This window comes from Aquabacterium sp. (genome assembly GCF_036279655.1).
GTDB lineage: Bacteria > Pseudomonadota > Gammaproteobacteria > Burkholderiales > Burkholderiaceae_C > Aquabacterium.
Window position 1 is genome coordinate 35,876 of the sequence record NZ_DASUIT010000110.1, and the last position, 25,675, is coordinate 61,550.

Sequence of the window (25,675 nt, forward strand, 5' to 3'; positions counted from 1 at the left end):
CCCGATCAGCGCTTGCGCACCGGCATCAGGTCGGTGCACGATCCATGCGCTGCCTCGGCAGCCAGGCCGACACTCTCACCCAGGGTCGGATGGGGATGGATGGTCTTGCCGATGTCGATCTCGTCGGCGCCCATCTCGATGGCCAGTGCCACCTCGCCAATCAGGTCGCCCGCATGCGTGCCCACGATGCCGCCACCGACAATGCGGTGTGTCTCGGCATCAAAGAGCAGTTTGGTAAAGCCCTCGGCGCGGCCATTGGCCAGCGCGCGCCCAGAGGCCCCCCAGGGAAACAGCCCCTTCTTGAGTGCGATGCCCTGCGCCTTGGCCTGCTCCTCCGTCAGCCCCACCCAGGCGATCTCGGGGTCGGTGTAGGCCACACTGGGGATCACGCGGGCATCAAAGACCACGCGGGCCAGGGCCTCATCACCCAGCAACTCACCTGCGATCACCTCGGCCGCCACATGGCCCTCATGCACAGCCTTGTGGGCCAGCATCGGTTGCCCGACGATGTCGCCAATGGCGAACAGACTGGGCACTTGGGTGCGCATCTGGGCATCCACCGGGATGAAGCCGCGCTCATTGGGGCTCAGCCCCGCCTTGTCGGCACCGATCTTGCGGCCATTGGGGCTGCGACCCACCGCCTGCAAGACCAGGTCATAGGTCTGCGGCTCGGGCGCGGCCTCGCCGGCCTTGGCCGCCTCGAAACTGACACGGATGCCCTCGGGCGTGGCCTCGGCACCCACGGTCCTGGTGCCCAGCATGATGCGATCGAAGCGTGGTGCATTGAACTTCTGCCACACGCCGACCAGATCCCGATCGGCACCGGGCATCAGGGTGTCGCTCATCTCGACCACGTCGATGCGAGCACCCAGGGTGGAGTACACCGTGCCCATTTCCAGGCCGATGATGCCGCCACCGATGACCAGCATGCGCCGGGGTACGGAGGGCAGCGCCAGCGCCCCGGTCGAGTCGACCACGCGAGGGTCATCAGGCAGGAAGGGCAGTCGCACCGCTTGCGAGCCCGCCGCGATGATGCAGCGCTTGAAACTCAGTGTGCTGGACTCGCCGGTCTTGTCCTGCGCCGCACCCGTGGTGGCCTCGACCGACACATGGTGTGCATCGATCAAGCTGCCGTAACCCCGCACCACGCGCACCTTGCGCGCCTTGGCCATGCCCGCCAGGCCGCCTGTGAGCTTGCCCGTGACCGCGGACTTGTGCGCACGCAGCTTGTCCAGATCGAGTTGGGGCGTGCCATAGCTGATCCCCAGAGCCGCAAAGTGCTTGACCTCATCCATCACCGAGGCCACATGCAGCAGGGCCTTGGAGGGAATGCAGCCCACATTCAGGCAAACGCCACCCAGCTCGGCATACCGCTCGACCAAGATCACCTTGAGCCCCAGATCCGCCGCACGGAAGGCCGCGCTGTAGCCACCAGGGCCGCCGCCGAGCACGAGCACATCACAATCGGTCTCGACCGGGGGGGGCGTCGTCGACGAGGGCGCGCTGGGCGCCGCGACAGGCACCGCCGGGGCGGAAGGCACCGCTGCCGTCACGACCGGCGTGGCTGTGGCGGTCGATGGGGCTGCGGTGGCCGCACCCTCCTCCACCTCCAGTGTCAGGATCTGCTGACCCAGGCTCACCTTGTCGCCCAGCTTGACCGTGATCTCGCCCACCACCCCGGCACGGGGCGAGGGCACCTCCATGGATGCCTTGTCGGACTCCAGGGTGATCAGGCTCTGCTCGGCCTCGATGCGCTGGCCAGGCTTGACCAGGATCTCGATGACCGCAGCGTCGGCGATGTCGCCCAGATCGGGCACGGGAACAGGAATCAATGCCATCTCGTGCCCCCTCAGACCAGTGCGCGGCGGAAATCGGCCAGCAAGCTGGCCAGGTAGGTATTGAAGCGTGCGGCCGATGCGCCATCGATGACACGGTGGTCATAGCTCAGGCTCAGGGGCAGCATCAGACGGGGCTCGAAGGCCGAGCCGTTCCACACCGGCTTCATGGCCGATCGGCACACCCCCAGGATGGCCACCTCGGGCGCATTGATGATCGGGGTGAAGGTGGTGCCTCCAAAGCCCCCGAGCGACGAGATCGAGAAATTGCCGCCCTGCATCTCGGCCGGTGTCAGCTTGCCCTCGCGGGCCTTGGCCGCCAGCGCCGCAGTCTCGGTGGCCAACTGGCTCAGGCTTTTGCTGTCGACATCGCGGATCACCGGCACGACCAGCCCGTTGGGCGTGTCGGCCGCAAAGCCGATGTGAACGTATTGCTTGAGCACCAGGTCGTCGCCATCCAGCGATGCATTGAATTGCGGGAACTTGCGCAACGCCACGGCACAGGCCTTGAGCAGGAAGGCCAGCAAGGTGAACTTGAGCCCGGCCTTGGCGTGCTCGTCGTTGAGCTTGAGGCGGAAGGCCTCCAGTTCGGTGATGTCCGCCTCGTCATGGTTGGTGACATGGGGAATGCGCACCCAGTTGCGGTGCAGGTTCGCACCCGAGATTTTCTTGATGCGCGACAGCGGTTGGCGCTCGATCGGACCGAATTTGCTGAAATCGACCTTGGGCCAGGGCAGCAAGGTCATGCCACCCAGGTCGGCGACCCCGGTGCTCGCTCCGCCACTGGCGACAGGGGCAGCCGGCGTGGTCGCACCGGTGAGCGCTCCCTTGACGAAGTTCTGCACGTCCACATGGGTGATACGCCCTTTGGGCCCACTCCCAGGGACCTGGGCCAAGGGCACGCCCAGTTCACGCGCGAAACGTCGGACCGAGGGCGATGCATGCGGTACGCTGGCGCTGGGCTCGGCCGGCAGCGCAGCCAGGGCGGCTGTCGGGTGGGTCCGCTCGACGGGCTCGGCAGCGACCGGCGCAGGTGACGACGCGGGTGTCACCACAGCGGCGGCCACGGGGGCGGGAGCCGCCGCTGGCGCGGCGCCTTGAGTCGCCTCCGCGACCTCCAGCACTGCCACCAGCGAGCCCTGGCTGACTTTGTCACCCAGGCGCACCCGCAGCTCCTTGAGCACCCCGGCATGGGTCGAGGGCACCTCCATCGACGCCTTGTCGGACTCGATGGTGATCAGGCTCTGCTCCAGTTTGATGGGATCGCCGGGCTGGACCAGCAGTTCAATCACGGCCGCATCGGACACGTCGCCGATGTCGGGCACAGTCAGTTCAATGAGTGCCATGGCGGCGCACCTCAGGCGTAAAGCGGGTTGATCTTGTCGGGGTTGATGCCATAGCTGGCAATCGCATCCACGACGGACTCCGGCGGCACCAGGCCCTCTTCAGCCAGCGACTTGAGCGCGGCCACCACGATGTAGTGACGATTGATCTCGAAGTGCTCGCGCAGACGGTAGCGAAAGTCGCTGCGCCCGAAGCCATCGGTGCCCAGCACCTTGTAGCTGCGCCCCTTGGGAATGAAGGCCCGGATCTGCTCGGGCAAGGCCTTGACGTAATCGGTCGAGGCCACCACCGGGCCGGCGTGGTTCTGCAACTGCTGCGTCACGAAAGGCAGGCGTTGGGGCGCAGTCGGGTGCAGCAGGTTGTAGCGCTCGGCGTCCTGACCGTCTCGGGCCAGCTCATTGAAGCTGGGGCAACTCCAGACATTGGCGCTGACGCCCCAGTCGGCTTCCAGCAACTCCTTGGCCGCGATGGATTCGCGTAGGATCGAACCCGATCCCAGCAGGTTGACACTGGGCGCACCGGGTTTGCCGCCCTCTTGCAGCAGGTACATGCCCTTGATGATCTCGCTCTCGGTGCCCAGGCGCAGGCCGGGCTGAGCGTAGTTCTCGTTGAGCAGGGTCAGGTAATAAAAGACGTTTTCCTGGCGCTCGACCATGCGCTTGAGGCCGTTTTGAATGATCACGGCCACCTCGTGCGCGAAGCTGGGGTCATAGCTCAGGCAGTTGGGGATGGTGCCCGCCACCAGTTGGCTGTGGCCGTCCTCGTGCTGCAAGCCCTCGCCATTGAGCGTCGTGCGCCCGGAGGTGCCCCCCAGCAGGAAGCCACGCGCCTGCATGTCGCCCGCGGCCCAGGCCAGATCCCCGATGCGCTGCAAGCCGAACATCGAGTAGTAGACATAGAAGGGGATCATCACCCGGTTGTTGGTCGAGTAGGAGGTGGCCGCCGCGATCCAGGAACTCATGCCCCCAGCCTCGTTGATGCCCTCCTGCAGGATCTGGCCAGCCTTGTCCTCGCGGTAGTACATGACCTGATCGCGATCGACCGGGGTGTACTTCTGGCCCTCGGGCGCGTAGATGCCGATCTGGCGGAACAGACCCTCCATGCCGAAAGTGCGCGCTTCGTCCACCAGAATGGGCACCACGCGGGGGCCCAGATGGGGATCGCGCAGCAGCGGCGTCAGACAACGCACGAAGGCCTGGGTGGTCGAGATCTCGCGCCCTTCGGTCGTCGGCTCCAGGATGCTCTGGAAGGCGGACAGATCCGGCACGGTCAGTGTCTCTTCGGCCTTGGGGCGACGTTTGGGCAAGTAGCCGCCCAGCGCCTGACGCCGCGCATGCAGGTACTGCATCTCCGGCGTGTTGTCGGCTGGCTTGATGAAGGGCAGCTTGGGGATGTCTTCGTCGGGCACGGGGATGTTGAAGCGATCGCGGAAGATCTTGATGTCCTCGTCCGTGAGCTTCTTGGTCTGGTGGGCCGTGTTCTTGCCCTCCCCGCTCTTGCCCATGCCAAAACCCTTGACGGTCTTGATCAGCAGCACGGTCGGCTGGCCGGTGTGGTTCACGGCCGCGTGATAGGCCGCGTAGACCTTTTGCGGATCGTGTCCGCCCCGGTTGAGGCGCCAGATGTCATCGTCCGACATGCGGGCCACCATCTCCAGCGTCCGGGGGTCTCGGCCGAAGAAGTGCTCGCGCACGAAGGCCCCATCATTGGCCTTGCAGGCTTGGTAGTCGCCATCGACCATCTCCATCATGATCTGGCGCAGGATGCCGTCCTTGTCTCGCGCCAGCAGCGGATCCCAGTACGAGCCCCACAGCAGCTTGATCACGTTCCAGCCGGCACCGCGGAACTCGCCTTCGAGTTCCTGCACGATCTTGCCGTTGCCTCGCACCGGACCATCCAGGCGCTGCAGATTGCAGTTGATGACGAAGATCAGGTTGTCGAGCTTCTCGCGTGCGGCCAGGCCGATGGCACCCAGCGATTCGGGCTCGTCCATCTCGCCGTCACCGCAGAAGCACCAGACCTTGCGTTGGCTCGTGTCGGCAATGCCCCGGGCATGCAAGTACTTGAGAAAGCGTGCCTGATAGATCGCCGTGATGGGCCCCAGGCCCATGGAGACGGTCGGGAACTGCCAGAACTCGGGCATGAGCTTGGGGTGGGGGTAGCTCGACAGCCCCTTGCCACCCACCTCCTGGCGGAAATTGATCAGTTGCTCTTCCGTGAGGCGGCCTTCCAGGAAGGCTCGGGCATAGATGCCGGGGGCCGAGTGCCCCTGGATGTAGAGCAGGTCGCCGCCATGGTCGGGCGTGTCGGCGTGCCAGAAGTGGTTGAAGCCGATACCCAGCATGGTCGCCAGTGAGGCGAAGGACGAGATGTGGCCGCCCAGATCGCCACCATCGGCCGGGTTGTGCCGGTTGGCACGCACGACCATGGCCATGGCGTTCCAGCGCATGTAGCTGCGCAGGCGCTCCTCGATCTCGAGGTTGCCAGGGCAGTGGGCCTCGTCCTCGACCTCGATGGTGTTGACGTAACCGGTGTTGGCCGAAAATGGCATGTCGATGCCCGACTGGCGGGCGTGCTCGAGCAAGGCTTCGAGCAGTTCATGGCCGCGTGCGCGGCCTTCGGTCTCGATGACGCCCGACAGCGCATCGAGCCACTCACGGGTTTCCTGGGGATCCTGGTCCTGGGGTGTGGACAATTTCGGATCAAGAGCAGACATGGGTTCAGTCTCCTGTTGAGGGTCGGCTTGACCCCAGTATGGATGCCAAGCCAGTTTCGCGACCTCGGATAAGTAGGGCGAAGCAACGTGAATTTAGGCCCAAATCGCGGGATTGGTGATCGTGGGTATCCACATTGATAATTCGGCCATGGTATTTCCTGTTTCGTCCACTCCCCTGCCCCCGCCTCAGCCCGCCCAGAATGTGGGCAATGCGCGACGCCTCTTCTGGCGCTGGTGGCGCCAGCAATCACCTAGCACACAGGACCGTTATGCGACCTTGGGCCCCCTGGTCTCGGTTCTGCTGTTTCTGGCTGCCATCATTGCGGCCTTCTGGTATTTGCGAAATGAAGAGCTGGAGCGTGAACAGGAGTCGGTCAAACGCGACACTGAGGTGGTTCAGCAACAGATTCGCCTGCGTCTGATCGAAAACCAGGAGCAGTTGCTCAGATTGGCCCGTGAAATCAGCGTGCGCGCGGTCAATCCCGAGCAATTCATGAACCAGGCGGCCGACTTTGTCCGCGCGCGGCCCGAGGTGGTGGGCGTCAGCTGGGTTCAGGCCGACGAGCGGGTCAAGGCGGCGCAACTGGGCCAGAACCTGGGCATGGATGCGTCCCGGTCACTTGATCTGGACCTCTATAACAACCACAACGAGGGCTACACCCCCTTGCTGCCCCAGCGTGAAGAGCCCAAGAGCGCCTTCAAGCTGGCGCGCGAGCGCAATCAGCCGGTGTATTCGCAGGCCTACAAGAACGCCAACGGGCTGCGCGTCATCCAGGTGCACGTGCCCCTGATCGACCGCAGTGGCTTTGTGGGCACCCTGGTGGCCGAGTACTCGCTGGACTCGATGATGCGCTTTCTGGTGCCGCGTGAGGTGGCCAGCCGCCATGCCATGAGCCTGGTGCAGGTCAATGGCCAGACCCTGACCACCACCGACATCCCCGCGGAGGACTCCGGCGCCAAACCCACGTTTGTGTACGAGGTCATCGTCACGCCCGTGGGCAATGGCCTGCTGTTGCGCGGCGAAGGCTTCAAGACCTCGTCCAACCTGATCGGCAACACCCTGTTCTGGATGGTGGTGGCGCTGTCGGGGCTGACGGTGTGGACGCTCATGGGCACCTTGCAGCACATGCGCCGCCGCACCGACATCCAGCGCACTCTGGTGCAGGAAACCAATTTCCGCCGGGCCATGGAAAACTCCATGCTGACCGGCATGCGCACCATCGACCTGGAAGGGCGCATCACCTACGTCAACCCGGCGTTTTGCGCCATGACGGGCTTCTCGGAGGCCGAACTGATCGGCTGCACTCCGCCCTACCCTTACTGGCCCAAGGATCGCCTGGACGAGTTCAACCGCATGTTCCAGCAGGAGTTGCTGGGTCGCAGCCCGACCGGGGGGCTGGAAGTGGTGGTGCAACGCCGTGATGGCAGCACCTTCGATGCTCGCATGTACGTCTCTCCCCTGATCGATGCCCAGGGCGACCAGACGGGCTGGATGACGTCGGTGACCAACATCACCGAGGCCAAGCGCGTGCGAGACCAGCTCAGCGCGGCCCACGAGCGCTTCACCACGGTGCTGGAGGGGCTGGATGCCGCCGTGTCGGTGGTGTCCGTGCAACAAAACGAATTGCTGTTTGCCAACCGCTCCTACCGTCTGTGGTTCGGCGGCAGTCCTGAGGCTCACATGGAGCTCACCGGCGGCGATGTGTCCGCCGCTGACGGGCTGGGCGAGTCCGACGAGTCGGTGGACAACTTTGGCGGTCTGCCCACCCAGCATCTCACCGACGCGGGGGGGGATGCCCGGGAAGCCTTTGTCGAGTCGGTTCAGAAATGGTTCGACGTGCGTGCACGCTACATCCAGTGGACCGACGGCCGCCTGGCGCAGATGCTGATCGCCACGGACATCACCGAGCGTCGGCAAGCCGAGGAGGCCGCCGCCCGGCAGGCGGAAAAGGCCCAGTTCACCAGCCGCCTGATCACCATGGGTGAAATGGCATCCACCGTGGCGCACGAACTCAACCAGCCCCTGGCGGCCATCTCCAACTACTGCAGCGGCATGATCAGCCGCATCAAGAACGGCGCCATCGACAACGATGGCCTGATCGAGGCGCTGGAGAAAACCTCCCGCCAGGCGCAACGCGCCGGTCAGGTGATCCACCGCATCCGGCAGTTCGTCAAGCGCAGCGAGCCCCAGCGCCAGATGAGCCGTGTGCGAGACATCACGGATGCGGTGCTGGATCTGGCCAGCTTCGAGATGAAGCGCCGCCGAGTGACCCTCAACGCCGTCATCGGCCAGCGCCTGCCCAATCTCTGCGTGGACCCCATCTTGATCGAGCAGGTGCTGCTCAATCTGCTCAAGAATGCGGCCGAGGCCATCGACAACGCCGACACCGTCCAATCGCGCCGGATCGTGGATCTGCGTGTCACGCAGCGCAACACCGAAGATCAGGGCCCGGTGGTCGAGTTCACCGTCAGCGACGGCGGCCCGGGCATGAAGGAAGAGATGCTGGGCAAGCTCTTCGAGGCCTTCAGCTCGACCAAGGCCGACGGCCTGGGCATCGGCCTGAGCCTGTGTCGTTCCATCATTGAGTCACATCATGGTCGCATCAAGGCCGAGAACATCTACAATGGCTCCACGGTGATGGGTTGCCGTTTCACGTTTACCCTACCCATTGAAGACGCCGCGCCGGAAGGCAAGGCCTGAGCCCCGTGTGTTGCCGGGGCCCCTCCATCAACCAACGATAGATCTGCACAAACCCATGAGTCTGATCCCCAAGAAAGGCACCGTGTACGTGGTCGATGACGATGAAGCCGTGCGCGACTCGCTGCAATGGCTTCTCGAGGGCAAAGACTACCGGGTGCGGTGCTTTGACTCGGCCGAGTCCTTCCTGGCCCGCTTCGACCCCCGTGAGGTCGCCTGCCTGATCACCGACATCCGCATGGACGGCATGAGCGGGCTGGAGTTGCAGGACAAGCTGCTCGATCGCAAGTCGCCTCTGCCCATCGTGTTCATCACCGGTCACGGCGACGTGCCCATGGCGGTCAACACCATGAAGAAGGGCGCGATGGACTTCATCGAAAAGCCCTTCAAGGAAGACGCCCTGGTGTCCCTGGTCGAGCGCATGCTCGACGAGGCTCGCGTGTCCTTCTCGCAATCGCAGGAAGCGGCCAGCCGTGACGCCCTGTTGTCTCGCCTGACCACCCGCGAAGCGCAGGTGCTCGAGCGCATCGTCGCTGGCCGTCTGAACAAGCAGATCGCCGACGATCTGGGCATCAGTATCAAGACCGTCGAAGCCCACCGCGCCAATGTGATGGAAAAGCTCAACGCCAACACCGTGGCCGACCTGCTCAAGATCGCCCTGGGTGCCAGCGGACAACCCGGTGCACCGGCGGCCAAGGCCTGAGCACGGGCCCGATCTTGCGCTCTCTTCCAAAGGCCGCTTCTGCAAGCGGCCTTTTTCAGTTTTTCAGATCCCCCTACTTTCTCCGACCTGCCCCATGACTGCACAACTCATCGACGGCAACGCCCTGTCCAAGCAACTGCGCGCTGAAGTGGCGCAACGCGCCGCCGCGCTCACCGCCAAGGGCGTCCGCCCCGGTCTGGCCGTGATCCTGGTGGGTGACAACCCGGCCAGCCAGGTTTATGTGCGCAACAAGGTCAAGGCCTGCGAGGACGCCGGGCTTCACTCCGTGCTGGAAAAGTACGACGCCACCCTGACCGAGGCCGACCTGCTGGCCCGCGTCGAGGCCCTCAACAACGACCCCAGCATCCACGGCATCCTGGTCCAGTTGCCCCTGCCCAAGCACATCGATGACCACAAGGTGATCGAGTCCATCTCGCCCATCAAGGACGTGGATGGCTTCCATGTGGCCAGCGCAGGCGCCCTCATGGTGGGCGAAACAGGCTTCAAGGCCTGCACGCCCTATGGCTGCATGAAGATGCTCGAATCCATCGGCATGAAGGACCTGCGAGGCAAGCACGCGGTGGTCATCGGCCGCTCCAACATCGTCGGCAAGCCCATGGCCATGATGCTGCTGCAGGCCAATGCCACGGTCACGGTCACGCACAGCGGCACGGCCGATCTGGCTCACCACACCCGTCAGGCCGACGTGGTGGTGGCCGCCGTGGGCAAGCGCAATGTGCTCACGGCCGACATGATCAAGCCCGGCGCCGTGGTGATCGACGTGGGCATGAACCGCGACGACGAGGGCAAGCTCTGCGGCGATGTGGATTTTGCCGGCTGCAAGGACGTGGCAGGCTACATCACCCCTGTCCCCGGCGGGGTCGGCCCCATGACGATTACCATGTTGCTGGTCAACACCATCGAGGCCGCCGAGCGCGACGCAGCGCAACGCGCCTGAGCTGGTTCTTTCATCTGCACACCATGAGCACCAATCCCTTGCTTGATACCACCGGCTTGCCGCTGTTTGACCAGATCAAACCGGAGCACGTCACCCCTGCGATGGACGAACTGCTGGCGCAGGCCGACGCTGCGCTGGAGAAAGTGACAGGCCCGAGTGTGCCCGCCGACTACGATGCGCTGTCGCTCGTGCTCGATGTGATCACCGAACAACTGGGTCGTGCCTGGGGCGCCGTGGGGCACCTCAACAGCGTGGCCGACACGCCGGAGCTGCGTGCGGCCTACAACGAGAACCTGCCCCGCGTGACCGAGTTCTACACGCGACTGGGGTCCGATGAGCGCCTGTACGCCAAGTACAAGGCCCTGCATCAGGCCCAGGCGGACCTGCCCGTGCATGAGCAATTGAGCCCCGCACGGGCACGCGCCCTGGACAATGCCCTACGTGGCTTCGTGCTCGGTGGTGCGGAACTGCAGGGCGAGGCCAAGGCACGCTTTGCCGCCATCCAGGAGCAACAGGCCGCCTTGTCGCAGGCCTTCTCCGAACATGTGATGGATGCCACCGACGGCTTCAGCTTCTATGCATCCACCGAAGAGATGAGCGGGGTGCCGCAGGACGTGCAGGATGCCACCCGTGCAGCGGCCCAGGCCGAAGGCAAAGACGGCCACAAGTTGACACTGCACATGCCCTGCTACCTGCCGGTCATGCAGTACGCCACGCACCGCCCCTTGCGAGAGGTGCTCTACCGCGCCTACGCCACCCGTGCCAGTGAATTCGGGGATGCCGCCCGTGACAACAGTGCCCTGATGCAGCAATTGCTGTCCCTGCGCCAGGAAGAGGCGCAACTGCTGGGCTATGGCAGCTTCGCCGATGTCTCTCTGGTGCCCAAGATGGCCCAGAGCCCCCAGCAGGTCATGGACTTCCTGCGCGATCTGGCCCGTCGCGCCCGCCCCTATGGCGAGAAGGACATGGCCGAGTTGCGCGAATTCGCCCGTACAGAACTGGGGCTGGAAGACCTGCAATCCTGGGACATCGCCTTTGCCAGCGAAAAACTCAAGGAAGCCCGCTACGCCTTCAGCGAGCAGGAGGTCAAGCAGTACTTCACCGAGCCCACGGTGCTCAAGGGCCTGTTCGGCCTGATCGAAAAGCTCTTTGACGTGCGCATCGTGCCGGACTCGGCCCCGGTGTGGCATGAGTCGGTGCGTTTCTTCCGCATCGAGCGCGATGGCGCCGGTCCTCAATTGGTGGGCCAGTTCTACCTGGACCCCTATGCCCGCCCCGGCAAGCGCCCTGGCGCCTGGATGGACGATGTGCGCGGCCGCTGGACACGCCCGGACAACCATGTCACGCAGACCCCGGTGGCCCATCTGGTGTGCAACTTCGCCAAGGGGGTGGGTGACAAGCCGGCCCTGCTGCCTCACGACGACGTCATCACCCTGTTCCACGAGTTCGGTCACGGCCTGCACCACATGCTGACCCAGGTGAACGACATCGGTGTGTCGGGCATCAGCGGCGTTGAGTGGGATGCGGTTGAATTGCCCAGTCAGTTCATGGAGAACTTCTGCTGGGAATGGGGCGTGGTCCAGCAACTGACCTCCCATGTCGACTCGGGCGAGTCCCTGCCCCGCGCGCTGTTCGACAAGATGCTGGCCGCCAGGAACTTCCAGAGCGGCATGCAGACCTTGCGCCAGATCGAGTTCTCGCTGTTCGACATGCGCATCCATGCCGAACCGGGCAGCGACCAGCGCATCCAGGCGGTGGCTGACGAGGTTCGCCAGGAGGTCTCCGTGCACATTCCGCCGGCCTTCAATCGCTTCCAGCACAGCTTTTCACACATCTTTGCAGGCGGTTATTCGGCCGGTTATTACAGTTACAAGTGGGCTGAGGTGCTGTCTGCCGATGCCTATGCGGCCTTCGAAGAGGCAGCCACGCCAGATCAAGGCGTGTTGAATGCCGAGGTGGGGCGTCGTTATCGAGAAGCCATCCTGGAGGCCGGCGGCAGCCGCTCCGCCATGGAGAACTTCAAGGCCTTCCGGGGCCGCGAGCCCCAGATCGACGCCCTGCTGCGTCATCAGGGCATGGCCTGAGCGCGTTACAGTCATATATCTCGCCCACCCATAGTCTTCATATCGAGGTCGCCATGCAACGCGCTCATCGTCCCGCCCGCTCACCTCTGGCCTGGCCCAAGGCAGCACGCGCCGTGCAGGTGGTCGGCTTGCTGGCCGTGGTGATGAGCTCACCTGCCTGGGCCCTCTACAAGGTGGTGGGCCCCGATGGCAAGGTGACCTACACCGATCGCCCGTCGACCGACCGGCCCAGCCAGACCATCAGGGCCAATGGCGCCACGTCATCCACAGGCAGCTTGCCGCTGGAGTTGCGGCAGGTTGCCAGCAAGTACCCTGTCACTTTGTATTCGTCCCGCGACTGTGCACCCTGTGATCAGGGGCGCAGTGCCTTGCAGCGTCGTGGCATCCCCTTCTCCGAGAAGCTGGTCGAGACCAAGGAAGACATCGACTCCCTGCAGCGCCTGGAGGGCAGCACCCAGGTGCCTGTGTTGCGCATTGGTCAGCAACAGATGAGGGGCTTCCAGGAGCGTGAATGGATGAGTTATCTGGATGCGGCTGGCTACCCTGCCAAATCCGTGTTGCCTCCGGGTTATGCCTGGCGCAGCGCTACCCCCTTGGTGCAGGTGACCGAAGCGCCTGTGCGCGCCAAACCCATTCCTCCCATGAAGCGCGAGACACCGATCGTCCCCCCTGTAGGGCAACCCGAGATCCCTCCCGGCTTCCGTTTCTGAACTGAACACGTGTCCCCTTCTCCTCAAGGCCCGCAGGTCGCCGTCATCGGCGCGGGCCCGGCCGGCCTCATGGCCGCCGAGATCCTGGCTGCTGGCGGTGCTCGCGTCGATGTCTACGACGCCATGCCCTCCGTCGGCCGCAAGTTCCTGCTGGCCGGTCGCGGTGGTCTGAACCTCACGCACGCCGAGCCCGTCGACCCCTTTGTCGGGCGCTATGCCCACCCTCAGGCCCAGGCGGCCCTCTCACCCATGGTCCGGGCCTTTGATGGCCAGGCCGTTCGAGACTGGGCTCAAGGGCTGGGCATCGACACTTTCGTGGGCACCTCATCGAGGGTGTTCCCGACGGACCTGAAGGCCGCGCCCCTGCTGAGGGCCTGGTTGCATCGACTGCGGCAGCAAGGGGTGCGCTTCCACATGCGGCACCGCTGGCAGGGCTGGACGGACGATGGCGCCTTGCGTCTGCTGCATGGTGACGAGGAGATCATGGTCAGGCCTGATGCCACCGTGCTGGCACTGGGCGGCGCCAGCTGGGCGCGCCTGGGATCAGACGGTGCCTGGGTGCCCTGGCTGCAGTCCCGGGGCATCGAGATCGCGATGCTGCAGGCGGCCAACTGCGGTTTTGATGTGGCGCCCACCCGGCCGGATGCCTCGGGATGGAGCACTCACCTGAGCGACCGCTTCGCCGGACAACCCATCAAGCCCGTGGCACTGACCTTCACCGACCTCGATGGCCAAGTGCAGCGACAGCAAGGTGAATTCGTGCTCACCGCCACCGGGGTGGAAGGCAGTCTGATTTACGCCTTTTCCGGCCGCATCCGCGACACCATGGTTCGCGATGGCCAGGCCACAATCTGGCTGGACCTGCTGCCCTCCCACACGGCGGAGCAGGTCCTGGCCGAAGTGAGTCGGCCTCGCGGGCCACGCAGCCTGTCGACCCACCTCAAGAGTCGACTGGGTCTGCAGGGCCTGAAAATGGCCCTTCTGCACGAACTGCTCACCCCCGAACAACTGGCCGATGCCCGCCAACTGGCCGAGGCCATCAAGGCCCTGCCCCTGACACTGCTGCGTCCCCGTCCGATCGACGAAGCCATCAGCACCGCCGGTGGGGTGCGCTTCGACGCGATGGACGAACACCTGATGCTCCAGCGTCAGCCTGGTGTGTTTTGCGCAGGCGAGATGCTGGATTGGGAAGCGCCCACCGGGGGCTACCTGCTCACGGCCTGCCTGGCCACTGGCCGACACGCCGCGCAGGGACTGCTGGCCTGGTGGTCACAGGCCAAAGAGCTCAGAACGTCAGCGTCTTGACACCTGCAGGTGTGCCCAGCAAGCACACCTGCGCACGGTTGCGCGCAAACACACCCACGGTCACCACTCCGGGGATCTGGTTGATGTCCGCCTCGAACTGAGCCGGCTGGGTGATGCTCAGTCCGGTCACGTCCACGATGAGGTTGCCGTTGTCGGTGATCACGCCCTCACGCACCTTGCCCTCGCCCCCCAGCCGAGCAAAGGCACGAATCACCTGCGCGGCGGCCATGGGGATCACCTCGACCGGCAGCGGGAACTTGCCCAGGGTTTGAACCAGCTTGGACTCGTCCGCGATGCACACGAACTGCTCGGCCAGATCGGCAACGATCTTCTCGCGCGTGAGGGCTGCGCCGCCACCCTTGATCATGTAGCCGCTGTGATCGATCTCGTCGGCGCCATCAATGTAGACGCCCAGAGACGTGACCGATTCGCTGGGCAGCACCCGGATGCCCAGCGCTTCCAGGCGCTGCGTGCTGCGCACGGAGCTGGACACCGCCCCGGCCACACGGGCAGGATCACTTTGCAGGGCTTCGCCCAGGGCGTCGATGAACTTGTCCACGGTCGAGCCTGTGCCCACCCCCACGATGGCACCCGGTTTGACGTAATCGAGCGCGGCACGGCCCACGAGGGCCTTGAGTTGGTCTTGAGTCAGCGCGGTGGTCATGAAAATCGTTCCTTGGAAAGAGATGAGGTGGGGTCGGTCGAATGCGTCAGGCACGGTGGGTCAGCCACCAGCCCAACTCCAGCGCCCCGATCAGCAGGGGCTGGTGCAGCATGTAGAAGGTCAGGCTCCATTGGCCAAGCCAGGTGAGCCCGCGTTGTGGGACGCCAGGCGAGTGGCTGGATGCCAGCCAGTGAGGGTGTCGGGCCAGCAGCCACTGTGTGGCTGCCAGCGCCCACCACATGACGCCCAGCCAGGGCAGGACAGGGACATAGTCTTCGGTGATGGGCTTGTGGGTGACCAGCCCGACCCAATGCAGGGCCCGCTGATCAAACACGGGGTGCGCCGCATACTGGGGCAGCAGCACCGCGCCCAAACCCAGGAGCCACAGCCAGCGGCCCAGGGGCGCACTCAGGCGCGCAATGATCAGCATCACGGCCATGCCATGCAGCACGCCAAAGTAGATGTAGCTGCGGGGGAACATGAGGTAGCTGCCAGCGCTGACCAGCACAGCGCAGCCGGCCACCTGAGCCCAGCGCCGCCAGAAACGGCCCCAGCTCTGACCCTGTGCGGACGCGATCGCCTGCCCGGCGCCCGCACAACACAGAAAGAGCGTCAGGATGACCGTGCGCTGCCCCGTCCATACCGCATCGCGGTAGAAATTGGCCTCGATCAGCCCCCGGTGGGCCAGGTCGAAACAGAAGTGGAACACCGCCATCCACACCAGCGCGGCACCGCGCAGCGCATCGAGCCGATCGAAGCGGGGCGTGCCCGACGATGACGTCGAACGTGGGGCGGTCAAAACGGTGCGCATGCCGTGGGAGAAAGAAGGACGGATCGTTGGGGGCAATGCATGGACGCCAGCAGACATCCGCCGCTACACTGCCGCGCTGGATTTTCTCATTTGCACGCCATGTCGCACGCCCGTCACCTCATTGAATTGCTGGCCCCTGCCAAAACGGCCGATATCGGCATCGAGGCCATCAACCACGGGGCGGACGCGGTCTACATCGGCGGTCCATCTTTTGGGGCCCGCAGCAACGCCAGCAATGAGGTGGCCGACATCGCACGCCTGGTGGCACATGCGCATCGCTACAAGGCCCGCATCTTCGCCACGCTCAACACCATCTTGCGGGACGACGAACTGGAGCCCGCCCGCCAGATGATCTGGCAGCTCTACGACGCCGGTGTCGACGCCCTGATCGTGCAGGACATGGGCCTGCTGGAGCTGGACCTTCCCCCCATCCAGTTGCACGCCAGCACCCAGACCGACATCCGCACACCGGAGAAGGCGCGCTTTCTGCAAGATGTGGGATTCAGCCAGATCGTGCTGGCCCGCGAGCTCACGCTGCCACAGATCCAGGCGGTGGCAGCGCAGACGGACTGCGCGCTGGAGTTCTTCATCCATGGCGCACTGTGCGTGGCCTACAGCGGCCAGTGTTTCATCAGCCATGCTCACACGGGCCGCAGTGCCAACCGCGGCGATTGCTCGCAGGCCTGCCGCCTGCCCTACAACGTCACCGATGCGCAAGGCCAGGTCGTGGCCTACGAGCAGCATGTGCTGTCCATGAAGGACAACAACCAGAGCGACAACCTGCGGGCCCTGATCGATGCGGGCATCAGTTCCTTCAAGATCGAAGGCCGTTACAAGGACATGGGCTATGTCAAGAACATCACAGCCCATTACCGGATGCTGCTGGACAACATCCTGGAGGATCGCCCGGAGTTGCAACGCAGCTCCTCCGGCGAGTGCACCTTCTTTTTCATGCCCGATCCAGATCGCAACTTCAACCGCGGTAGCACGGATTATTTCGTGAATGGCCGCAAGGAAGACATCGGCGCTTTCGAGTCCCCCAAACACCTGGGGCTGCACATTGGCGAAGTGGCCAAGGTGGGAGACACCTGGTTCGACGTCGCCATCGATTTGAGCAAGACCGACGCCATCCACAATGGCGATGGCCTCAACTACCAGACGCTGACACGTGATCTGGTGGGTGTGCAGGTGAACACGGCCGACCCCATCGGCAAGTCAGGACGCCTGTGGCGCATCACGCCCAATGAAGGCATCGAGGCCCTGGCCGATCTGAAACCGGGGGTGGCCATCAACCGCAACCGGGACCGCGCCTGGGAGCAGCAACTCGCGAAGAAATCGGCGGAGCGCCGCATCGGCGTCTGGCTCAGGCTCAGCGACACGGCCGATGGCTTGCACCTCACGGTGACCGACGAGGATGGCTGCGAGGGCGAGGCATCGGTGTGTGTCGACAAGCAGGTGCCCCAGCAGGCTGACAAGGCCGAGGCCAGTCTGCGTGAGAACCTGGGCAAGCTGGGCACCACCATCTTCGCGGTGCGGGACATGACCCTGGACACTGCACAGCCTTGGTTCGTGCCGGCCTCCGTGGTCAACCAGTTGCGTCGCGATGCCTTGACGGCGCTGGAGGCCCGCCGTGCCCAGTCACTGGAGCGGCTGCCACGGGCTCAGGCGATCGAGCCCCCCGTGCCCTACCCCGACGACAGCTTGAGCTACCTGGCCAACGTCTTCAATCACAAGGCGCGTGACTTTTACGCCAGGCACGGCGTGAAGGTCATTGATGCGGCCTACGAGAGCCACGAAGAGCTGGGCGATGTGAGCCTGATGATCACCAAGCATTGCGTGCGCTTCTCGCTGAGCCTGTGTCCCAAGCAGGCCAAAGGGGTGACCGGTGTGCAAGGCACCGTGAAGGCCGAACCCCTGGTGCTGCTCAATGGCAAGGAGAAGCTGACCCTGCGGTTTGACTGCAAGCCTTGTGAGATGCACGTGGTGGGCAAGATCAAGAAGTCCATCTTGAATCAGATCCCGGCGGCGCCCGTGCAGTTCTACAAGACACGGCCGCGCTGATGCGCGAATCATGTTCTCACATCGCCGTGCTCGTCTGGGCAGCCACATGGCTGCCTGGTCTTGCCTTCGCAGTCTGGAGAATGGAGTGCCTGCTGCGCACCGCTCGGCGTTCGAGGGCGCTGCTTGAGCTGGTCGCCGTGCTGTTCGTGCCCCTCCTGGCATTTGGTGGGTATGCGCTTTCTGACGCGCAACGCTACGCTCAGGCTCACAACGTACAGATGTCATGGGGGGCTTACTTCTCCGTCGCGCAGGTCGCCATCCCATACGTCACCAGCGCGATGTATCTCATGACCGTGTGGCGCCCGGGCGCCTCTCACCCCTCGGCGAGCCGCTGGTGGGTTGCGCTTCTGCTGGGTTTTCTCTCTGCGTTCGTGCTCACGCCGGGACTGCTCATGGCCCAGCTCATGGTGCTGGTCGGCGCCTAGAATGTGCTTCGAGCACCTGCAGGTCAAGGGTGCCTACATTGAAGCGGTGAGGTAAATCAGAATCATGCAGTTCGACGGCATCATCAAGTCCTGGAACGATGATCGAGGCTTCGGCTTCATCGAGCCCACTCAGGGGGGACAGGAGATCTTCGTCCATATCAAAGCGTTCCGAGGTCTGCGTGAGCGCCCGCAGCAAAGTCAACGCGTCACGTTCGAAGTCGAAGTCGGACCACAGGGTAAAAAGCGAGCGTTCAACGTCGAGTTGATTAGGGCGCGGAGCACAGTTTCGCAGCCGGCAAAGAGAGAGGGGGCAGCGCCATGGGGAACTGCAACCCTGTTCGCCATTCCTGTGTTCCTCGTTATCCTGCTTCTTGGATACGTGCTCGCTCATCCCCCCCGCTGGCTTTTATGGGCATACCTGGGATTGAGCGTCATCACCTTCGTTGCCTACGCAGCCGACAAATCGGCCGCTCAACGGGGCGATTGGCGGACTTCTGAGCAAACGCTTCATTTCCTGGCGCTGATCGGTGGTTGGCCTGGTGCGCTATTGGCACAACAAACACTCAGGCACAAATCGCTGAAGCCGGATTTCCGTTCTATCTTTTGGGGCACCGTGGTGCTGAACGTCGCTGCCTTCATCTTTCTGGCCAGCCCGTATGGCCAATCCGTTGGCGGCGCATGAGCAATCATCCGCGCTGCACAACGTTCTCATCCAATACTTCCTGACAGACCCAGATGAACGCCAGGACACCCTTCTTGCTGATCATCCTGTCCGCAGCGTGAATCGGGATACTGGGCACACTGGGCATCTCGGCCTTGGTGCTCCAGCGGCTCTCCATCACGACACGCATCGGCATCTCCGAATCCAGCGGGTGGCATGCGGAAATCAGTGGATGGCTTCTGATCGGTTTCGCCCTGCTGGGAGTGCTGCCTTTGCTGGACAGGCATCGATTCAAACGCCAGATCCATGCGTTGCTCGTCCTGGGCTGGGTCGCGGGCGCGGCGGCGTACTTTGTCTACAAGCATTGAGACCGGTGCACTTACACTCATCCACACCCTGCCCTGGAGCCTTGCCATGACCCTCATTGCCGACATCGTCATCGGTCTCGTTGCCTTGCTGCACGTCTACTTTCTGGTGCTGGAGATGTTCCTTTGGGACAAGCCCGCAGGTCGCAAAGCCTTCGGACTCACGCTGGAACAAGCCCAGTCCACCAAGGTTCTGGCCGCCAATCAGGGTCTCTACAACGGCTTTCTGGCGGCCGGGCTGTTCTGGGGAATCAGCATGGGCGCAGCAGGCACGCACATCAAAGTGTTTTTCCTGGGCTGTGTGCTCGTGGCTGGCGTGTATGGCGCGGCCACGGCCAGCAGAAAGATCCTTTTTGTGCAAGCGCTCCCCGCCGCGATCGGCCTGGCGCTGGTGTGGCTGGCTTGAGTCGCGCTGGGGCAAAATGAGGTGTGTCCATCCCATCCGGATGGGGTCGTATTCATTCCCGCCATTCACGCCATGTCGTTCGCAGACAACCTCAAGCAACTTCCCTCCGTCGCTCACCTCAGCGCTCTTCAACTGATCGACCCTCAAGGCCAGATCCTGGCCACCATCGAGAACAAGCCAGGTCAGGCAGGCTCTCTGGCGGTCTACGCGGCGCTGGCCGCCAAGCATGGCAGCATCAACGCTGCCGCCGCTCAGGAAGGCCTGGACATCTATGCCGAGCACACGGCCGATGCCCGCGTCTTTCCGGGCAAGCACCCCAACATCGACCGCCTCATCCAGGTGATCGAATCGGGCACCTCCTTGAGCGTCACACTGCTGGCGCAGTGAGCCCCCCGTCCTGCCCATGAGCCAAGCCCCAGCCCCCGAGTCGACCGACGACGACACCACTCCGCGCCTGCGTGTGCGGCGAGTGGCCATCGACACCTACCGCGAGAACGTGGCCTATCTGCACCGCGATTGCGAGGTCTACCGGGCCGAGGGCTTTCAGGTCCTCTCCAAGGTCGAGATCCGCGCCAATGGGCGCCGCATCCTGGCCAGCCTGAATGTGGTCGATGACCCCTGTATCGTTGGTTGCAATGAACTGGGCCTGTCCGAAGACGCCTTTGCGCAACTGGGCGTAGAGGCCGGTCACCCCATCTTCATCAGCCAGGCCGAGCCGCCCTCCTCCATCCCCGCGCTGCACCGCAAGATCGCCGGAGAGCGCCTGCAGCGCGAAGACTTCCGTGCCATCGTGCGGGACATCGCCGAGCACCGCTACTCCAAGATCGAGCTCACGGCCTTTGTGGTGGCCTGCAATCAAGGCGAGCTCGATCGCGAAGAGGTCTATTACCTGACCGATGCCATGGCTGCGGTGGGTCGCCGCCTGGACTGGCGCGAGCATCCCGTGGTGGACAAACACTGCATTGGCGGCATTCCCGGCAACCGCACCTCGATGCTGGTGGTGCCCATCGTGGCCGCCCATGGCATGTTGTGCCCCAAGACCTCGTCGCGTGCGATCACCTCACCCGCCGGCACGGCGGACACCATGGAGGTGCTGGCCAATGTCGAACCGCCCTTTGATCGCTTGTGGGAAATCGTTCGTGAGCACCGTGCCTGCCTGGCCTGGGGTGGCTCCAGTGATCTGTCCCCGGCTGACGATGTGCTGATCGCCGTGGAGCGCCCATTGTCCATCGACTCGCCTGGGCAGATGGTGGCCTCCATCCTGTCCAAGAAGATCGCTGCGGGCTCGACCCACCTGCTGCTGGACATCCCGGTGGGGCCCACGGCCAAGGTGCGCTCCATGCCCGAGGCCCAACGCCTGCGCAAGCTCTTTGAGTTCGTGGCCTCGCGCCTGGGGCTGACCCTGGATGTGGTCATCACCGACGGGCGTCAGCCCATCGGCAGTGGCATCGGCCCGGTGCTGGAGGCGCGCGATGTGATGCGTGTGCTCATGGGCGATCCGCGTGCACCGGCCGATCTGCGGCAAAAGGCCTTGCGACTGGCCGGTCGGATGCTGGAGTTCGACCCCGATGTGCGCGGTGGCGATGGCTTTGCCATTGCCCGCGACATCCTGGACTCTGGTCGTGCGCTGGCCAAGATGCGCGCCATCATCGAAGCGCAAGGCAGCAAGCCCTTTGACCCGGATGCGCCCGCGCTGGCCCCGCTGAGCTTTGACGTGATGGCCCCCCGCGATGGCGTGGTGACAGGTGTCGACAACCTGCAACTGGCACGCATTGCCCGCCTGGCCGGCGCCCCCAAGGTACAAGGCTCGGGCGTGGACCTGCTCCACAAGCTGGGCGATGCCGTCAAGCAAGGCGAGCCTTTGTACCGCGTGTATGCCGCCTACCCCTCCGATCTGGAGTTCGCGCGTCAGGCGAGTGTGCGCGCCACCGGCTTTGATCTGGGCCAGGCCACCGATGTGCCCAAGGTCTTCGTGGAGTTCTGATGAGCACCCTGCTGTTGCACTTTGAGGACGAGCGCGCCAGTGCCGAGCGGCTGGCCGTGGCTTGCGCCCTGAATTCGGCCTGCATCGAGCGCCACCGCTTCCCGGACGATGAGTTGCGTCTGCGTCTGCCCTTGCCTGAGGGAGGGCAGATGGCTGAACGCCTGGTGATCTACCGCAGCCTGGCCCGCCCCAACGACAAGCTCGTGGAGCTGATGCTGACCGTGCGTCAGGCTCGTGAGCTGGGCGCACAGCAGGTGTGGCTGGTGGCGCCCTACCTGGCCTATATGCGCCAGGACATCGCTTTCCATCCCGGCGAGGTCGTCAGCCAGCGTGTGGTGGGGCGCTTCCTGGCGGATCTGTTCGACGGCGTGATCACGGTCGACCCTCATCTCCACCGCATCAACTCGCTGGACGAAGCCATTCCCCTGCCTCACGCGATCAGCCTGTCCGGCGCGCCCATGCTGGCGCAGCTGATCGCCAGGCATCATCAGCGTCCCTTGCTGATCGGCCCCGATGCCGAGTCTGCCCAATGGATTGAAGTCGCCGCGCGTGCACAGGGTTTCGACCATGGTGTCTGCACCAAGGTCCGCCATGGCGACAAGCATGTCCAGATCCAGCTGCCTGCGGTCAGCGTGGCGGGTCGTGCCGTGGTGATCCTGGACGATGTGGCCAGCTCGGGCCGCACCCTGGCCGAAGCGGCACGGCTGCTGCTGGCCGCTGGCGCGGAGTCCGTGGATGTGGCCGTGACCCACGCCCTGTTTGCAGGCGATGCCCTGGACGTGATCCGCGCTGCGGGCGTGCGGCAGGTGTGGAGCACGGACTGCATCACCCACGACAGCAATGCCATCGAGATGGCACCGCTGCTGGCAGAGGCCCTGCGGCCCCTGCTACAGGCTTAAGCCACCCACTTGCGCGCGTTGCGGAACATGCGCAGCCAGGGACTGGCCTCGCCCTTGTCGCCGCTGGTCCAGCTCATCTGAACATTGCGGAACACCCGCTCGGGGTGCGGCATCATGGCCGTGAAACGGCCATCGGCCGTGGTCACACCCGTCAAGCCGCCGGGCGAACCGTTGGGGTTGAAGGGATAGACCTCGGTGGGCATGCCGCTGTTGTCCACGAAGCGCAGGGCCTGGTGCACCCGGGTGGTATCACCACGCTGCGAGAAGTTGGCGAAGCCCTCGCCATGCGACACGGCAATGGGCAAACGGCTGCCCGCCATGCCCTGGAAGAAGATGGAGGGACTCTCCAGCACCTCGACCATGCTCAGGCGAGCCTCGAAGCGTGTGCTCTGGTTGTGCGTGAACTTGGGCCAGTCCTGAGCACCCGGGATGATGGGGCTGAGGGCGGCCAGCATCTGGCAGCCATTGCAGATGCCCAGCGCAAAGGTGTCCTGGCGACCGAAGAAGCCAGCGAACTGCTCGGCCAATTGCGGGTTGAACATGATGGAGCGCGCCCAGCCTTCACCGGCACCCAGGGTGTCGCCATAGCTGAAGCCACCGCAGGCGATGAAGCCCTGGAACTGGTCCAGACGGGCGCGGCCGCTTTGCAGATCACTCATGTGCACGTCGAAGGTGTCAAAGCCCCCTTGCGCCATGGCGTAGGACATTTCCACATGCGAGTTCACCCCTTGCTCACGCAGGATCGCCACCTTGGGGCGTGCCAGGTGAACGAAGGGAGCCGACACATCCTGTGTGGGATCGAAACTCAGGTGGACGTGCATGCCCGGGTCCTCTGGCAGTCCGATGGCGGCATGCTCGCTGTCAGCACACGCGGGGTTGTCGCGCAGTTGCGCGATGCGCCAGCTCACCTCATCCCAGGCCTTGTGCAGCTGCTCCAGCGGTGCCGCAAACACGGGCTTGGCATCGCGCCAGACCTCGACTTGCTGCTTGGCATTGGGCTTGCCGATCACGTGGCTGTGCTTGCTCAGGCCGTGCTCGCGCAGGGTCTGCAAGACCGCATCGCGCTCGGCGGTGCGCACCTGGAGCACCACCCCCAGCTCTTCGTTGAACAGTGCCTTGAGCGTCAACTCGTTGCGGCGCTCGCCCACCTGGCCGGCCCAGTTCTTGGAGTCGCCGGTGTCTGCCCGGCTGTCCGTGATGCCATCGCCTTCGGTGACCAGCATGTCCACGTTCAGGCTGACCCCCGTGTGGCCTGCAAAGGCCATTTCGCACACGGTGGCCCACAGACCACCATCACCCCGGTCGTGATAGGCCAGCACTTGCCCTTGCGCGCGCAGCGCGTTCACGGCCGCCACGGTGGCTTTGAGCATCTCGGGGTTGTCGCAGTCCGGCACCTCATTGCCGAACTGACCCAGCACCTGCGCCAGCATGGAGCCGGCCATGCGGTTCTTGCCCTGGCCCAGATCGATCAGGATCAGGCTGGTGTCCAGGGCCTGGCCATTCTCTGTCGTGATCAGTTGCGGCGTCAGGGTCGGGCGCACGTCGGCGATCGAGGCAAAGGCCGTCACGATCAGGGACACCGGGGCCGTCACCGATTTGGCCTGACCGTTGTCCGCCCACTTGGTGCGCATGGACAGCGAATCCTTGCCCACGGGGATGGACACGCCCAGCGCAGGGCACAGTTCCATGCCCACCGCCTTGACGGTGTCGTACAGGGCCGCATCTTCACCGGGCTCGCCGCAGGCCGCCATCCAGTTGGCCGACAGCTTGACGCGAGACAGCTCGATGGGCGCGGCCAGCAGATTGGTGATGGCCTCGGCCACGGCCATGCGGCCGGAGGCCGGTGCATTGACCGACGCCAGCGGCGTGCGCTCGCCCATGGCCATGGCTTCGCCAGCGAAGCCCTTGAAATCGGCCAAGGTCACGGCCACATCGGCCACAGGCACCTGCCAGGGCCCCACCATCTGGTCGCGTGCGTTCAAACCACCCACGGTGCGATCACCGATGGTGATCAGAAAGCGCTTGCTGGCCACCGTGGGGTGACGCAGCACGTCCAATGCGACCGTGTCCAGGCTGACACCAGTCAGGTCGATCTGACCGCCGTCCCACTGCACTCGCTTCACATCCCGATGCATCTTGGGCGGCTTGCCCAGCAGCACCTCCATGGGCATGTCGACGGGCTTGTCGGCACCAGGCTGGGTGCTGTCCTCCAGGATCAGCTCGCAGGCCTCGGTGGCCACACCAATCACGCCAAAGGGGCAGCGCTCGCGGCTGGCCATCTCCGTGAAGATGGGTAGAGACGCCGGGGCGATGGCCAGCACATAGCGCTCCTGACTCTCATTGCACCAGATCTCCTTGGGCGCCATGCCGGTTTCTTCCAGCGGCACCTTGCTCAGGTCGAAGCGTGCGCCCTTGCCCGCACCGTCCACCAGTTCAGGGAAGGCATTGGAGATGCCCCCGGCACCCACATCGTGGATGGCCAGAATCGGGTTGTTGGCACCCAGTCCCCAGCAGTGGTTGATCACCTCTTGCGCACGGCGCTCGATCTCGGGGTTGCCACGCTGCACGGAGTCGAAGTCCAGCGCGGCCGAATTGGTGCCCGCCGCCATGGATGACGCCGCTGCACCGGCCATGCCGATGCGCATGCCTGGGCCACCCAGCTGAATCAGCAAGGTGCCCGCCTCAAACTGAATCTTCTTTGTCTGCTCGCTGCTGATGGTGCCAATGCCCCCGGCGATCATGATGGGCTTGTGATACCCACGGCGGATGGCGTCTGCGCCCTGGCCCACCGTCTGCTCGAACACACGGAAGTAGCCGCCCAGGTTGGCGCGGCCAAATTCGTTGTTGAAGGCGGCACCACCCAGCGGGCCTTCGATCATGATCTGCAAGGGACTGGCGATGTGCTCGGGCTTGCCGAAGCGTTCGGCTTCCCAGGGCTCACGGGTCCCTGGCAGATTCAGGTTGGACACCGAGAAGCCCGTCAGGCCCGACTTGGGGCGCGAGCCCCGGCCCGTGGCCCCTTCGTCGCGGATCTCGCCACCGGCGC

Annotated in this window: 20 protein-coding genes; 13 read left to right on the forward strand and 7 right to left on the reverse strand. The window is 64.4% G+C overall.

The annotated features are described in order from the left end of the window. Positions 1-5 precede the first annotated feature (5 nt). The 3 genes from lpdA to aceE are packed head-to-tail and all read right to left on the reverse strand — an operon-like array spanning position 6 to position 5,895. Entirely contained in the window at positions 6-1,838 is a 1,833-nt protein-coding gene (lpdA, locus tag VFW84_RS12580) for a dihydrolipoyl dehydrogenase (RefSeq protein ID WP_329680803.1), read from the reverse strand. Positions 1,839-1,849: 11 nt separating this feature from the next. Beyond that, positions 1,850-3,181, reverse strand: a complete 1,332-nt coding sequence (gene aceF, locus VFW84_RS12585) for a dihydrolipoyllysine-residue acetyltransferase (RefSeq protein WP_329680804.1) — start codon at positions 3,179-3,181, stop codon at positions 1,850-1,852. Between the two features lie 11 nt (positions 3,182-3,192). Then, positions 3,193-5,895 carry a pyruvate dehydrogenase (acetyl-transferring), homodimeric type gene (aceE, locus tag VFW84_RS12590; protein ID WP_329680805.1) on the reverse strand — a complete coding sequence of 901 codons (2,703 nt, stop codon included), beginning with the start codon at positions 5,893-5,895 and terminating at the stop codon, positions 3,193-3,195. A gap of 148 nt (positions 5,896-6,043) precedes the next feature. Between aceE and VFW84_RS12595 the strand changes: the two genes are divergently transcribed. From VFW84_RS12595 to VFW84_RS12620, 6 genes are all read left to right on the forward strand, one after another. Beyond that, positions 6,044-8,596, forward strand: a complete 2,553-nt coding sequence (locus VFW84_RS12595; RefSeq protein WP_329680806.1) for a PAS domain S-box protein — start codon at positions 6,044-6,046, stop codon at positions 8,594-8,596. Between the two features lie 55 nt (positions 8,597-8,651). Beyond that, complete coding sequence (locus VFW84_RS12600; protein ID WP_329680807.1) at positions 8,652-9,296, forward strand: response regulator transcription factor; 645 nt, start codon at positions 8,652-8,654, stop codon at positions 9,294-9,296. Positions 9,297-9,390: 94 nt separating this feature from the next. Then, on the forward strand, positions 9,391-10,254 hold the full coding sequence (folD, locus tag VFW84_RS12605; protein ID WP_329680808.1) for a bifunctional methylenetetrahydrofolate dehydrogenase/methenyltetrahydrofolate cyclohydrolase FolD: 864 nt from the start codon (positions 9,391-9,393) through the stop codon (positions 10,252-10,254). A 23-nt stretch (positions 10,255-10,277) separates the two neighbouring features. Next, positions 10,278-12,338 carry a M3 family metallopeptidase gene (locus VFW84_RS12610; protein ID WP_329680809.1) on the forward strand — a complete coding sequence of 687 codons (2,061 nt, stop codon included), beginning with the start codon at positions 10,278-10,280 and terminating at the stop codon, positions 12,336-12,338. Between the two features lie 53 nt (positions 12,339-12,391). Then, the gene (locus VFW84_RS12615) at positions 12,392-13,048 is read left to right on the forward strand and encodes a glutaredoxin family protein (protein ID WP_329680810.1); all 657 of its coding nucleotides are present in this window, start codon (positions 12,392-12,394) and stop codon (positions 13,046-13,048) included. Positions 13,049-13,057: 9 nt separating this feature from the next. Then, on the forward strand, positions 13,058-14,353 hold the full coding sequence (locus VFW84_RS12620) for a TIGR03862 family flavoprotein (protein WP_329680811.1): 1,296 nt from the start codon (positions 13,058-13,060) through the stop codon (positions 14,351-14,353). Here VFW84_RS12620 and rpiA read toward each other — a convergent pair. Together rpiA and VFW84_RS12630 are read right to left on the reverse strand one after the other, a co-directional pair. After that, positions 14,334-15,017: a ribose-5-phosphate isomerase RpiA gene (rpiA, locus tag VFW84_RS12625; protein ID WP_329680812.1), complete on the reverse strand. Its 684-nt coding sequence runs from the start codon at positions 15,015-15,017 to the stop codon at positions 14,334-14,336. The genes VFW84_RS12620 and rpiA overlap by 20 nt on opposite strands. Before the next feature lie 46 nt (positions 15,018-15,063). Continuing rightward, complete coding sequence (locus tag VFW84_RS12630) at positions 15,064-15,828, reverse strand: heparan-alpha-glucosaminide N-acetyltransferase (RefSeq protein WP_329680813.1); 765 nt, start codon at positions 15,826-15,828, stop codon at positions 15,064-15,066. 99 nt (positions 15,829-15,927) lie between these two features. Here VFW84_RS12630 and VFW84_RS12635 point away from each other — a divergent pair, with 99 nt between their 5' ends. From VFW84_RS12635 to VFW84_RS12645, 3 genes are all read left to right on the forward strand, one after another. Beyond that, positions 15,928-17,889, forward strand: coding sequence for a U32 family peptidase (locus tag VFW84_RS12635; protein ID WP_329680814.1), 1,962 nt, complete (start codon positions 15,928-15,930; stop codon positions 17,887-17,889). 80 nt (positions 17,890-17,969) lie between these two features. After that, a complete protein-coding gene (locus VFW84_RS12640; RefSeq protein ID WP_329680815.1) occupies positions 17,970-18,314 on the forward strand; it encodes a hypothetical protein in 345 nt (114 codons plus the stop codon). Between the two features lie 64 nt (positions 18,315-18,378). Next, complete coding sequence (locus VFW84_RS12645) at positions 18,379-18,996, forward strand: cold shock and DUF1294 domain-containing protein (protein ID WP_329680816.1); 618 nt, start codon at positions 18,379-18,381, stop codon at positions 18,994-18,996. A 4-nt stretch (positions 18,997-19,000) separates the two neighbouring features. Here VFW84_RS12645 and VFW84_RS12650 read toward each other — a convergent pair whose 3' ends face one another. After that, positions 19,001-19,171: a hypothetical protein gene (locus VFW84_RS12650; protein ID WP_329680817.1), complete on the reverse strand. Its 171-nt coding sequence runs from the start codon at positions 19,169-19,171 to the stop codon at positions 19,001-19,003. 218 nt (positions 19,172-19,389) lie between these two features. On the opposite strand from VFW84_RS12650, the gene VFW84_RS12655 reads away from it, so the two are divergent. From VFW84_RS12655 to VFW84_RS12670, 4 genes are all read left to right on the forward strand, one after another. Beyond that, complete coding sequence (locus VFW84_RS12655) at positions 19,390-19,746, forward strand: DUF1304 domain-containing protein (protein ID WP_329680818.1); 357 nt, start codon at positions 19,390-19,392, stop codon at positions 19,744-19,746. 72 nt (positions 19,747-19,818) lie between these two features. Then, the gene (locus VFW84_RS12660) at positions 19,819-20,133 is read left to right on the forward strand and encodes a DUF2322 family protein (RefSeq protein WP_329680819.1); all 315 of its coding nucleotides are present in this window, start codon (positions 19,819-19,821) and stop codon (positions 20,131-20,133) included. Between the two features lie 16 nt (positions 20,134-20,149). Further along, entirely contained in the window at positions 20,150-21,730 is a 1,581-nt protein-coding gene (locus VFW84_RS12665; protein WP_329680820.1) for a thymidine phosphorylase family protein, read from the forward strand. Further along, on the forward strand, positions 21,730-22,629 hold the full coding sequence (locus VFW84_RS12670; RefSeq protein ID WP_329680821.1) for a ribose-phosphate diphosphokinase: 900 nt from the start codon (positions 21,730-21,732) through the stop codon (positions 22,627-22,629). Before VFW84_RS12665 ends, VFW84_RS12670 begins: the two co-directional genes overlap by 1 nt. On the opposite strand, the gene purL is transcribed toward VFW84_RS12670, so the two are convergent. Next, positions 22,626-25,675 (reverse strand): phosphoribosylformylglycinamidine synthase (gene purL / locus VFW84_RS12675; RefSeq protein WP_329680822.1); only part of this gene is annotated, 3,050 nt, incomplete at its 5' end. The genes VFW84_RS12670 and purL overlap by 4 nt on opposite strands.

Coding starts and splice junctions, on each gene's coding strand:
- lpdA (WP_329680803.1), bottom strand. CDS start 1,838: ATGGCATTGATTCCTGTTCCCGTGCCCGATCTGGGCGACATCGCCGAC.
- aceF (WP_329680804.1), bottom strand. CDS start 3,181: ATGGCACTCATTGAACTGACTGTGCCCGACATCGGCGACGTGTCCGAT.
- aceE (WP_329680805.1), bottom strand. CDS start 5,895: ATGTCTGCTCTTGATCCGAAATTGTCCACACCCCAGGACCAGGATCCC.
- VFW84_RS12595 (WP_329680806.1), top strand. CDS start 6,044: ATGGTATTTCCTGTTTCGTCCACTCCCCTGCCCCCGCCTCAGCCCGCC.
- VFW84_RS12600 (WP_329680807.1), top strand. CDS start 8,652: ATGAGTCTGATCCCCAAGAAAGGCACCGTGTACGTGGTCGATGACGAT.
- folD (WP_329680808.1), top strand. CDS start 9,391: ATGACTGCACAACTCATCGACGGCAACGCCCTGTCCAAGCAACTGCGC.
- VFW84_RS12610 (WP_329680809.1), top strand. CDS start 10,278: ATGAGCACCAATCCCTTGCTTGATACCACCGGCTTGCCGCTGTTTGAC.
- VFW84_RS12615 (WP_329680810.1), top strand. CDS start 12,392: ATGCAACGCGCTCATCGTCCCGCCCGCTCACCTCTGGCCTGGCCCAAG.
- rpiA (WP_329680812.1), bottom strand. CDS start 15,017: ATGACCACCGCGCTGACTCAAGACCAACTCAAGGCCCTCGTGGGCCGT.
- VFW84_RS12630 (WP_329680813.1), bottom strand. CDS start 15,828: ATGCGCACCGTTTTGACCGCCCCACGTTCGACGTCATCGTCGGGCACG.
- VFW84_RS12635 (WP_329680814.1), top strand. CDS start 15,928: ATGTCGCACGCCCGTCACCTCATTGAATTGCTGGCCCCTGCCAAAACG.
- VFW84_RS12640 (WP_329680815.1), top strand. CDS start 17,970: ATGGAGTGCCTGCTGCGCACCGCTCGGCGTTCGAGGGCGCTGCTTGAG.
- VFW84_RS12645 (WP_329680816.1), top strand. CDS start 18,379: ATGCAGTTCGACGGCATCATCAAGTCCTGGAACGATGATCGAGGCTTC.
- VFW84_RS12650 (WP_329680817.1), bottom strand. CDS start 19,171: ATGCCGATGCGTGTCGTGATGGAGAGCCGCTGGAGCACCAAGGCCGAG.
- VFW84_RS12655 (WP_329680818.1), top strand. CDS start 19,390: ATGACCCTCATTGCCGACATCGTCATCGGTCTCGTTGCCTTGCTGCAC.
- VFW84_RS12660 (WP_329680819.1), top strand. CDS start 19,819: ATGTCGTTCGCAGACAACCTCAAGCAACTTCCCTCCGTCGCTCACCTC.
- VFW84_RS12665 (WP_329680820.1), top strand. CDS start 20,150: ATGAGCCAAGCCCCAGCCCCCGAGTCGACCGACGACGACACCACTCCG.
- VFW84_RS12670 (WP_329680821.1), top strand. CDS start 21,730: ATGAGCACCCTGCTGTTGCACTTTGAGGACGAGCGCGCCAGTGCCGAG.